Source organism: Rhodopseudomonas sp. BR0M22 (genome assembly GCF_010907035.1).
Taxonomy (GTDB): Bacteria; Pseudomonadota; Alphaproteobacteria; order Rhizobiales; family Xanthobacteraceae; genus Rhodopseudomonas.
Genome location: NZ_QUMK01000111.1, coordinates 1 through 8706 on the forward strand (window position 1 = coordinate 1; position 8706 = coordinate 8706).

5 protein-coding genes and 1 pseudogene are annotated in these 8706 nt (G+C 66.1%); 3 read left to right on the plus strand and 3 right to left on the minus strand.

The window, feature by feature from the left end:
- The 3 genes and pseudogenes from DY468_RS23700 to DY468_RS23710 form a co-directional block, all read right to left on the minus strand.
- A pseudogene (locus DY468_RS23700) lies at positions 1–341 on the minus strand (ATP-dependent DNA ligase); the annotation flags it as partial.
- Positions 338–1384 (minus strand): ligase-associated DNA damage response exonuclease, encoded by a 1047-nt coding sequence (locus tag DY468_RS23705; protein WP_164607952.1) that lies wholly within the window; start codon positions 1382–1384, stop codon positions 338–340. The gene DY468_RS23705 and the pseudogene DY468_RS23700, both read right to left, overlap by 4 nt.
- Before the next feature lie 130 nt (positions 1385–1514).
- Positions 1515–2864 carry an outer membrane protein gene (locus DY468_RS23710; RefSeq protein ID WP_164607954.1) on the minus strand — a complete coding sequence of 450 codons (1350 nt, stop codon included), beginning with the start codon at positions 2862–2864 and terminating at the stop codon, positions 1515–1517.
- A 336-nt stretch (positions 2865–3200) separates the two neighbouring features.
- Between DY468_RS23710 and DY468_RS23715 the strand changes: the two genes are divergently transcribed.
- The 3 genes from DY468_RS23715 (at position 3201) to DY468_RS23725 (ending at position 8669) form a co-directional block, all read left to right on the plus strand.
- A complete protein-coding gene (locus DY468_RS23715; protein WP_164607955.1) occupies positions 3201–4421 on the plus strand; it encodes an ABC transporter substrate-binding protein in 1221 nt (406 codons plus the stop codon).
- Positions 4422–4637: 216 nt separating this feature from the next.
- A complete protein-coding gene (locus DY468_RS23720) occupies positions 4638–5858 on the plus strand; it encodes an ABC transporter substrate-binding protein (protein ID WP_164607957.1) in 1221 nt (406 codons plus the stop codon).
- A gap of 108 nt (positions 5859–5966) precedes the next feature.
- On the plus strand, positions 5967–8669 hold the full coding sequence (locus tag DY468_RS23725) for a ligase-associated DNA damage response DEXH box helicase (RefSeq protein ID WP_349644331.1): 2703 nt from the start codon (positions 5967–5969) through the stop codon (positions 8667–8669).
- Positions 8670–8706 lie beyond the last annotated feature (37 nt).

Consider the following 8706-nt stretch of genomic DNA (forward strand, 5'->3'; position numbering starts at 1 on the left):
CCCAACCCCTCCCCGCAAGGGGGAGGGGGGGAGGCCCTGCCAGAGGGAGGGGAATTGAGCTGTGCATGGGGCGAGGGCCACATCAGCGCCACCGTCTCGGACAGGTCGCCGACGTAGTCGTAGGACAGGCCGAACAGCACCGGGTCGGTACGTTCGGCGATCAGGGCGCGGATCAGTCCGGGCTTTGCGTGTCGGAACGACAGCGCGCCGGTGAGCGCCGCCAGCGCCCAGCCGCGGTCGGGGTCTTCGACTTCGCGGAAGTAATTGGTGATCAGCCGCAGCTTGTTATTGCGGCCGGGCTCGTAGCCGAGGCGGTCGAGCAGTTCGGCGAAGCGATTCATGCCTCTGCGGCCTCGCTGTCGCTTGCCGGCATGCCGACGTCTTCATCCTCGTCGCCATAGCCGACCAGATCGAGCGGCCGGGCGGCGAGGCCCTTGGTCTGGCACCAATGTACCAGCGCGTCTTCCTGGCCGTGAGTGACCCAGACTTCGCCGGCGCCGGTGGCCGCGATGGTCGCGGTAAGGCCGTCCCAATCGGCGTGATCGGAAATCACCAGCGGCAGTTCGACGCCGCGCTGGCGGGCGCGGGCGCGGACCCGCATCCACCCCGAGGCAAATGCGGTGAGCGGATCGGGGAAGCGGCGGGTCCACAGATCCGAGGTCGCCGACGGCGGTGCCAGCGTGATGGTGCCGGCGAGTGCGGCCTTCTTGACGCCCTTCACGGCACGCAATTCGCCGAGCGGCACGCCCTGCTCCGCATAGTAATGTGTGATCTTCTCCATCGCGCCGTGCAGATAGATCGGCGCGTCGTAGCCGGCCTGCCGGATCAGCGCGATCACTCGCTGGGCCTTGCCGAGCGAATAGGCGCCGACCAGATGCGCCCGTTCCGGAAACAGCCTGACCGAGTCGAGCAGCTTTCCAACTTCACCCGCTGCATCGGGATGGCGAAACACCGGCAGCCCGAACGTCGCTTCGGTGATGAAGACGTCGCACGACACGATCTCGAACGGCGCGCAGGTCGGGTCGGGCGCATCCTTGTAATCGCCGGAGGCGACGATGCGGATGCCGCCGGCTTCGACCGCCACCTGGGCAGAGCCGAGCACGTGGCCGGCAGGGTGGAACGTGACCGTGGTGTCGCCCAGCCGGATGGTCTCGCCATACGACACCGCCTGGGTTGAGCCCGCGAAGTTGTCGCCGTAGCGCAGCCGCATCATGTCGAGGGTTTGCTGCGTCGCCAGCACCGCGCCGTGGCCCGGGCGGGCGTGATCGGAGTGGCCGTGGGTGATCACGGCGCGATTGACCGGGCGCACCGGATCGATGTGGAATCCGCCCGGCTTGCAGCAAAGGCCGGAGGGAAGCGGCGTCAGGAGATCGTGCGGGCGCATACTGGCAATATAGGAGGGACCATCGGGCAAACGAGTCCGGTCCGCCCTGGTTCCATTGCGGCGCTGACGCAAACAAAAACCCCGGCCGCGAGGCCGGGGTTTCGGTGTCTTTCGTGCGGGTCGCTGAAGCTCAGTACTTCGCGACCACCGGCTGATTGAAGTGATAGTTGATGCCGGTGCGCAGGATGTGTTCGGTGACCTTGGTGGTGTTCACCGCGGTGGCGAACGGATAGTCGACCGAGCCGAGGTCCACGTAGAGATATTCGGTCTTCGTGGTCCAGTTCGGGCCGAGCAGGCCGAACAGCTGGAACGGGGTCTCGATGCCGGCGCCTGCGGCCCAGCCACCCTTGGTCTTGTTGTAGCTGAAGCTGCCGGCGGTGCTCAGGATGTTGGTCTTGAGGTTGCCATAGGCGTAGCCGGCGGTGCCGTACAGCAGCGTGTCGCCGATCGAGTAGCCGATCCGGCCGCGCACGGTGCCGAACCACGGCATCTTGGCGTCGTAGAAGGCGGTCGGGCCGAGCACCGCGGTGCGCTGATCCTTCTGGGTCGAGCCCTGGAAGTCGGCTTCGGCGCCGAACACCCAGTTCGCGGCCTGGAAGTTGTAGCCGATCTGGCCGCCGCCGGTGAAACCGTCCGGCGCGAGGTTGAACGCCTCGTTCCACGGGCCGATGCTGGTGGTGCGGTTGCGGGCGGTGGCGCCGCCGAAATTGCCGCCGATGTACAGGCCGGCCCAGTTCGCGGGCGGCGGGGTGACGTACATGCCGTTGCCGCCGATGCGGTAGTTCAGGCCGACGCGGAAGATGCTCTCACGCGCTTCGGTGCGCAGCGACTGCGTGCCGAACAGATCGGTGCGGTTGCCGAGGTCGAGGTAGAGATATTCGATCTTGCCGGTCCAGTTGCCGCCCAGCGCGGCTTCGACGCCCGAGCCGACCACCCAGCCGGAGCGGGTGCCGCTGCTCTCGAACGAGAACACGCCGGGCTGGGTCACCGTGGTCTTGAAGCTGCCGGCCGCATAACCGCCGGTGAAGTAGCTGACCACCGGACCGCGCACTAGGCCGACGCGGCCGCGCACGGTGCCGAACCAGTCGAGCTTCTGGTTGTAGCCGACATTGGCGCCGTTACCGGCCGCAAGGCTGGTGTAGCCGTCGCTCATGCCGCTGCCCTGGATGTCGGCTTCGACGCCGATCAGCATCGGGCCGAACATCGAGCCGATCTGCCAGTTGTAGCCGATCTGGCCACCGCCGATCGCGCCCTGCGGCTGCTGATAGAAGCTGTTGAGGGAGCCGCCGCCCGGATAATCGTGGGTCACGAGATCGCGGCCGATGCCGACGCCGACGTTGGCGCCAATGTAGAAGCCCGTCCAGTCGTAGACGGCGGCAGCCGGGGCCTTCAGGTACGGAGCTTTGACGGCGAGATCGGCCGCTTGGGCGCTGATGGCGGCGGTGCTGGCCAGCACGACGCCGGCAAAAATACGTTTCATGGACGGGAATCCCCTCTTGGACTTGGCCAGACATTAAAGTCGCGGCGTCGAGTCGTCTGTACCCGCGCGGCCACACCCTCCGAAATTCGCGGGTAAACAATTGATTGACGCAGGGAATTCCCGGTCGTCGGGTTCCAGGTGCGGCGTCTCGTCGCGAGCCGATTGCCCGCGATACGGCATGATCTGCACGTTTTGCGTGTTTATCCAAGTCTCTCAATCTTTTGGAAGGTTGCGGTCCCCGGCCCTTGCACCGAGGATGCCCCGCCGCAGAAGCGAACCACGCCGCGGCCGAACGAGAACCGGACCTTCGATCCGGCACCAGGGGAGAGAAACTCGATGAAATCAAACTACAATTCCGTCCTCGCGTCCGCTGCCGCGATTGTGGCGGCGACGCTGGCCATCGGAACCGCGACGGCGGCCGACAAGAAATACGACCCCGGCGCCAGCGACACCGAGATCAAGATCGGCCAGACGGTTCCGCATTCCGGTCCCGGTTCGCTCTATGGCGTGCTGGGGCGCGTCGGCGAGGCCTATTTCCAGATGCTGAACGAGAAGGGCGGCATCAACGGCCGCAAGATCAAGTTCATCACCTTGGACGATTCCTACAGCGCGCCGAAGGCGGTCGAGGCGACCCGCCGGCTGGTCGAGCAGGAAGAGGTGCTGGCGCTGTACGGCTCGCTCGGCACCGCGCCCCAGACCGCGGTCCACAAGTATCTGAATTCAAAGAAGGTTCCGCAGCTGCTGCTGAACACCGGGGCGTCCAAATGGAACGACCCGAAGCACTTCAAATGGACCATGGCGGGTCTGCCGCTGTATCCGACCGAGGCGCGCATCCTGGCCAAGCACGTCATTGCGGTGAAGCCGGACGCCAAGGTGGCGATCCTGTACCAGAACGACGATTTCGGCCGCGACTTCCTGGGGCCGTTCAAGAAGGTGCTGGAGGAAGCCGGCGGCAAGGCCAAGGTGGTGGCCGAGGCGAGCTACGATCTGACTGAGCCGACGATCGATTCGCAGATCATCAACCTGTCGAAGTCCGGCGCCGACGTGTTCTTCAACATCACCACCGGCAAAGCGACGTCGCAGTCGATCCGCAAGATCTCCGAAATCGGCTGGAAACCGATGCATCTGCTGTCCGCGGGCTCGACCGGCCGTTCGATCCTCAATGCGGCCGGGCTCGACAACGCCAAGGGCATCGTGGCGGTCCGCTATTCGAAGGAAGTCGGCGTGCCGCGGTTCGAGAACGATCCGGACGTCAAGGCGTTCGAGGAACTGCGCGCCAAGTACTTGCCGAACGTCGACAAGGACAACACCATCGCCTACGCCGGCTACGGTCAGGCCGTGACGATGGCCGAGATCCTGCGCCGCTGCGGCGACAACCTGACCCGCGAAAACGTGCTGAAGCAGGCCGCCTCGCTGAAGGGCTTCCACTCGCCCTATTTCCTCGACGGCATCGATTACAGCTACACGCCGGACGACTACACCCCGATGAAGACGCTCTACATCGCGACCTTCAACGGCACCGATTGGGACATCTCGGACAAGCCGTTCACGGAGTAAGCCCGCGCGATCGGGCGCAGTTCCTCTCTCGGGCGGCGTTGTGAGCGTCCTCGAGACGTGATGTGTTAGGCTCGTGCTCGTCGCGCCGTCGGGACCAGTCCCGCCGGCGCGACGAAGCCTGAGCATTCTGCCGAGGACATGCCGCCGTAGAAGCGAGCAGCCGCGGTCAAACGAGACCGGACGCGACAGCGAGCCGGCACATCAAGAGGAAACCGTATGAACCCACGCTCGAAATCCGTCCTCGCGTCCTCAGCCATGCTGGGCGCGCTGCTGCTCGCCGCCACCCCGTCGGTCGCGGCCGAGAAGAAATACGATCCCGGCGCCAGCGACACCGAGATCAAGATCGGCCAGACGGTGCCGCATTCGGGCCCCGGTTCACTGTACGGCGTGCTCGGCCGGGTCGGTGAAGCCTATTTCGAGATGCTGAACGAGAAGGGCGGCATCAACGGCCGCAAGGTCAGGTTCTTCACCAAGGACGACGCCTACAGCGCGCCCAAGGCGGTGGAAGCGACCCGTCAGCTGGTCGAGCAGGAGGAAGTGCTGGCGCTGTACGGCTCGCTCGGCACCGCGCCGCAGACCGCCGTGCACAAATATCTCAATTCCAAGGGCGTGCCGCAGCTTCTGCTGAACACCGGCGCCTCGAAGTGGAACGATCCGAAGCACTTCAAATGGACCCTCGCGGGCCTGCCGCTCTACCCGACCGAGGCGCGGATCCTCGCCAAATACGTGCTCAGCGTGAAGCCCGACGCCAAGGTGGCGATTCTGTACCAGAACGACGATTTCGGCCGCGACTTCCTCGGCCCGTTCAAGAAGGTGCTGGAAGACGCCGGCGGCAAGGCCAAGGTGGTGGCCGAGGCGAGCTACGATCTCACCGATCCGACGATCGACTCCCAGCTCATCAACCTGTCGAAGTCCGGCGCCGACGTCTTCTACAACATCACCACCGGCAAGGCGACGTCGCAGTCGATCCGCAAGGTCGCCGAGCTCGGCTGGAAGCCGCTGCAACTGCTGTCTGCGGGCTCCACCGGCCGCTCGATCCTGCACGCCGCCGGCTTCGACAACGCCAAGGGCATCGTGGCGATTTCCTACGTCAAGGACATCGGATCGCCGAAATACGCCAACGATCCGGATGTGAAGGCGTTCGAAGCGCTGCGCGAGAAGTATCTGCCGAACGTCGCGGCGGACAATTCGATCGCGTTCGCCGGTTACGGCCAGGCCGCCACGATGGCGGAAATCCTGCGCCGCTGCGGCGACAACCTCACGCGTGCTAACGTCCTCGAGCAAGCCTCGATGCTCGGCGGATTCCGCGCGCCGCACATGCTGGACGACGTCAGCTACTCCTACACGCCGACCGACTACACCTCGATCAAGACGCTGCACACCATGGAGTTCGACGGTAAGGAATGGCAGATCTCGGAGAAGGCGGTCACTGAGTGACCTGCCACTGAGAATTCTCCGTCCCGTGACGCCCGCCTTCTGGCGGGCGTTTTGCGTTTCCGGCGGCGCCATCTCGACCCGCGCCTCGGCAATGCCTACCTTGGCGGCGTGAGCCTCGCCGAACCCGTCGCCGATTCCCGTCTGCTGCCCGAGCTGTTCCGGCGCTGGTTCGCCGCGCGCGGCTGGACGCCGCGCGACCATCAATTGGCGCTGCTGGAAAAAGCCCACGCGCAGCGCTCGGCGCTGCTGATCGCGCCGACCGGCGCCGGCAAGACCCTGGCCGGGTTCCTGCCGTCGCTGGTGGAGCTGAGCACTGCGTCGCGGCTCAACCTCTCCCCGCCTGCGGGGAGAGGTCGACTGGCCGGCGCAGCCGGTCAGCCGGGTGAGGGGGCTGATGAGCCTGCACTTGTCGACGCGGCGCGTGATGCGGAGGCGCCCCCGCATCCGGCGCGCCAAGATGCGCTTGCCGCGCCACCTTCTCCCCGCATGCGGGGAGAAGGAACAACAGCCCAGCGCGGTGGCCTCCACACCCTCTACATCTCGCCGCTCAAGGCGCTCGCTGTCGATATCGCCCGCAATCTCGAAACGCCGATCGCGCAGATGAAGCTGCCGATCCGGGTCGAGACCCGCACCGGCGACACCCCGGTGTCGCGGCGGACGCGGCAGCGGCGCAATCCGCCGGACATTTTGCTCACCACGCCGGAGCAGCTTGCGCTGTTACTCGCCTCCGACGACGCGCCGTATCTGTTCGGCACTCTGCGGCGGATCGTGCTCGACGAGCTGCATGCGCTGGTGACGTCCAAGCGCGGCGATCTGCTGTCGCTCGGCCTCGCCCGGCTGTGGCGGATCGCGCCGCAGCTTCGCGCCATCGGCCTGTCGGCGACTGTCGCCGACCCTGACGAACTCGCCCGCTTCCTGGTGCCGCAGCCGGATGGCGAAGCAGTTTCGGCCGACATCGTGGTCGCCCATGGTGCCGCGCCGCCGATTGTCGAGATGCTCGATACCCGCGAGCGGCTGCCCTGGGCCGGGCATTCGGCGCGTCATGCGCTGCCCGAAATCTACGACCTGATCAAAGCCAACAAAACCACGCTGGTGTTCGTCAACACCCGCAGCCAGGCCGAGATGCTGTTCCAGGAGCTCTGGCGCATCAACGACGATAACCTCGCGATCGCGCTGCATCACGGCTCGCTCGACGTCGGCCAGCGCCGCAAGGTCGAGGACGCGATGGCGGCAGGACGCTTGCGCGGGGTGGTGTGCACCTCGTCGCTCGACCTCGGCGTCGACTGGGGCGATGTCGATCTCGTCGTCAATGTCGGCGCGCCCAAGGGCTCATCGCGGCTGATGCAGCGGATCGGCCGCGCCAACCACCGCATCGACGAAGCCTCGCGCGCGGTGCTGGTGCCGGCCAATCGCTTCGAAGTGCTGGAATGCGCAGCCGCCATCGACGCGGTTGCCGAAAACGCGCAGGACACCCCGCCGCAGCGCAAGGGCGCGCTCGACGTGCTGGCGCAGCACATTCTCGGCTGCGCCTGCGGCGAGCCGTTCTCGGCCGATGATTTGTATGCCGAGATCCGCAGCGCCGCGCCTTACGCGGATCTGCCGCGCGCCGATTTCGACGACACGCTCGATTTCGTCGCCAGCGGCGGCTACGCGCTGAAGAGTTACGAACGCTTTGCCAAGATCAAGCAGGACAAGCAGGGCCGCTGGCGCGTCGCCAATCCGAAAGTGCGCCAGAGTTATCGCCTCAACGTCGGCACCATCGTCGAGGAGGCGATGCTGAAGGTGAAGCTGGTGCGCTCGTCACGCGCCAAGGGCAGCGGTTCGACCGGCGCGATTGCGCGTGGCGGCCGGATGCTCGGACAGATCGAGGAGTACTTCATCGAGGGACTGACGCCGGGCGACACTTTCGTGTTCGGCGGCGAGGTGGTGCGCTACGAGGCGCTGATGGAGGATCAGGTCTACGTCTCGCGCGCCCACGACAAGGACGCGCGGGTGCCGTCCTATATGGGCGGGAAATTTCCGCTCTCGACCTATCTGGCCGAGCGGGTCCGCGGGCTGCTCGCCGACAAGCGAGCGTGGAAGGGCTTGCCGGATCAGGTGCGCGACTGGCTGGCGCTGCAGACCAAGGCGTCGCAGGTCCCGGCCCGACGCGAACTGGTGATCGAGACATTCCCGCGCGCCGCCAAGTATTATCTGGTCTGCTATCCGTTCGAGGGCCGGCTCGCCCATCAAACGCTCGGCATGCTGCTGACGAGGAGGCTGGAACGCGCCCGCGCGCGGCCGCTCGGTTTCGTCGCCAACGAATACGCGCTCGCGGTGTGGGGTCTCAGCGACATGTCGCAGATGATCCGGCAGGGCCGGCTCGATCTCGACGCGCTGTTCGATCCCGACATGCTCGGCGACGACCTTGAAGCCTGGCTCGCCGAATCGGCGCTGATGAAGCGCACCTTCCGGAACTGCGCGATCATCTCCGGGCTGATCGCGCGGCGGTTTGCCGGCGAGGAGAAGTCGCGGCGGCAGGTGCTGTTTTCGACCGATCTCGTCTACGATGTGCTGAGCAAGCATCAGCCCGACCATGTGCTGCTGCGCGCCGCCCGCGCCGACGCGGCCACCGGCCTGCTCGATCTGCGCCGGCTCAGTGATATGCTGATGCGAATCAACGGGCGCATCGTCCACAAGGAACTCGACCGGGTGTCGCCGCTGGCGGTGCCGGTGATGCTGGAAATCGGCCGCGAGGCCGTGTACGGCGAGGCTTCCGACGTCCTGCTCGCCGAAGCCGCCGACGAACTGGTGCGCGAGGCGATGGGGTGATGTCTTCTCCCTCCCCCTTGCGGGGGAGGGTCGGGGT

Bases quoted from the DNA above. Each gene is read 5' to 3' on its own strand.
- DY468_RS23705 (WP_164607952.1), bottom strand. From the start codon at position 1,384: ATGCGCCCGCACGATCTCCTGACGCCGCTTCCCTCCGGCCTTTGCTGC.
- DY468_RS23710 (WP_164607954.1), bottom strand. From the start codon at position 2,864: ATGAAACGTATTTTTGCCGGCGTCGTGCTGGCCAGCACCGCCGCCATC.
- DY468_RS23715 (WP_164607955.1), top strand. From the start codon at position 3,201: ATGAAATCAAACTACAATTCCGTCCTCGCGTCCGCTGCCGCGATTGTG.
- DY468_RS23720 (WP_164607957.1), top strand. From the start codon at position 4,638: ATGAACCCACGCTCGAAATCCGTCCTCGCGTCCTCAGCCATGCTGGGC.